The 2,207-nt window shown below is 40.5% G+C and carries 3 protein-coding genes; all 3 read right to left on the bottom strand.

The annotated features are described in order from the left end of the window. Positions 1 to 370 (bottom strand): ABC transporter permease (locus R1Y93_RS12425; protein ID WP_500823053.1); only part of this gene is annotated, 370 nt, incomplete at its 3' end. A gap of 22 nt (positions 371 to 392) precedes the next feature. Beyond that, positions 393 to 1,871, bottom strand: coding sequence for a sugar ABC transporter ATP-binding protein (locus R1Y93_RS12420; protein ID WP_500823052.1), 1,479 nt, complete (start codon positions 1,869 to 1,871; stop codon positions 393 to 395). A gap of 14 nt (positions 1,872 to 1,885) precedes the next feature. Beyond that, entirely contained in the window at positions 1,886 to 2,026 is a 141-nt protein-coding gene (locus tag R1Y93_RS12415) for a hypothetical protein (RefSeq protein WP_500823051.1), read from the bottom strand. Positions 2,027 to 2,207: the final 181 nt, after the last annotated feature.

Raw genomic sequence — 2,207 nt, 5'->3', positions numbered from 1 at the left:
GATAGGCAATGATGAATGCGATGATGACATAAATAACACCAATTGGAATACCAAATACGGACGCCTTAATAATTTTCTTAAAAGAGTCCAGAACCGACGCTCCTGTAATCGGTCCTCCGCCTGTAAATAAAAAGGTACAGGCTCTCATAATCATCATCATAGCTAAAGTTGCCATAAATGGTTCAACTTTTAGTTTTGTAATAACAAGTCCATTAATCACACCGCAGCCAATGCCGATAATCAGTGCTACCAGTAAGATCAATAACGTGGGGTAATGATTAATCGCAAGTTTAGCTGCTACAACTGATGCAAAAGCCATAACAGAGCCAACTGACAGATCAATGCCGCCAATAAACAGAACAAATGCCATTCCTATTGCTATAAACCCAGCTTCAACAGCATATTGCAGGATATTTGAAAAGTTTGCGACTGTCAGGAAACTTGACTGCAAAAATGATCCCATAATAATTAAGACAACCAAAAGTACAATTGGTATAATCTGAGAGATATCTAATTTCTTTTTCATTTCGCTCACCTACCTTACCAGCGCATGCTGCATGATCTTTTTCCTGAGTTGCTTTCTCTTTATCCAAATCAGCTGTCAGGTTACCTGCAGAGAACACTAAAATTCGATCACACATTCCAAGCAATTCCATCATTTCTGTTGAATACATAATCACAGCCACACCCTGTTCTGCCAGATGATTGATCTGCTGATAAATCTCAGCCTTTGCCCCAACATCAACTCCCCGTGTTGGTTCTTCCATAATAAGAAGTTTATATGTATCAAGCATCCATCTGCCAAGAAGTACTTTCTGTTGATTTCCACCGGACAGTTCATTCGGTTTGGAATGAAGACCGTCTGCTTTCAGTTTCATATTTTTCGAAACATCTGTCGATCTGTCCTTTTCCAGTTTATGGTTAATCACCCCTGCGCGACTGAAAATGGAATGCAGGGAACTGATCGTATAATTGTACACAATATTCTGGTTAAGGAACAACCCCTGTGTTTTTCTGTCTTCCGGCAAATATGCCACATGCTGCCTGATGCTCTCTGAGGGGTTTTTCATCTTTAAATTCTCGCCGGCAATCCTTACCGTTCCCTCCGGTTTCTCAGTTAAGCCAAAAAGTGCTTTTGTCAGTACTGTTGCACCAGATGAATCCAAGCCCGAAAAGCCGACAACTTCACCCGCCTTCACCTGAAAAGATATGTTTTTAAAGAACCCATCTAATGTAAAATCCTTAACATCCAGAACAACCTCTCCCAGTTTGGCATGTCGTTCCGGATACATTTCTGTTAGTTCCCGTCCGATCATCATGGAAATCAAACTTTTTTCATCATATTCATCATGATTCAACGTCGCTACTTTGCGCCCATCTCTTAGCACTGTTACCCTGTCGGCCAAAGCAAATATTTCATTCATTCGATGAGAAATATAAATGATCGTTGTCCGTTTTTGTTTTAACATATCAATCATATGAAACAATGCGTTAATCTCTTCTGCATTCAAATTAGCTGTCGGTTCATCCATGATAACCACGGATGCATTCTGATTGACCGCTCTCGCAATCTCAACCATTTTTCTTGTCGATACGGGCAATTCCCGCATTTTTTTCGTTATATCAATGGACAGTCCCATGTCCTGCATAAGTTTTTTTGCTTCTGACACCAGTCTCCCTTTATCAATAAAAATACCGCCTGGCAGTTTTGGTTCTCTCCCCAAAAATATATTTTCTGCCACAGTCATTTCCGGAATCTCCTGTATCTCCTGAAACAGCGTACTTATACCTGCCCGCTGGGCATCTGTAGGGCAGCCAAACTTTACAGGTTTTCCATGAAATACAATTTGTCCAGCAGTTGGTTGATGCACTCCGGAAATAGCTTTTATGATGGTGGATTTTCCAGCGCCATTTTCCCGACAAGTGCATGAAATTCACCTTCCCTAAATTCTATATTTACATCTTCCAGAACGGTTGTCTCACCAAAGGTTTTTTTAAGGCCCTTTAATTCCAATACATTTTCCATAATTTCCCTACTTTCTTCTTATCCAAATCTTAAGCTTGTTAAAGGCAGATGAACTATCTTTCACTGAAATAATAACTGCAAAGAGGATAATCAGGCCCTGAACCAATTGCTGCAAATAAGAGCTGACGCCTATTAGCGAAAACAGATTTGAAAGAAGCCCGTAAAGAAGCGCGCCAAGCAG

The sequence above is a fragment of the Blautia sp. HA3515 genome, from assembly GCF_059933065.1.
Note: the sequence above shows the minus strand (reverse complement) of the source record. Positions and strands in the feature narration are given on the sequence as shown.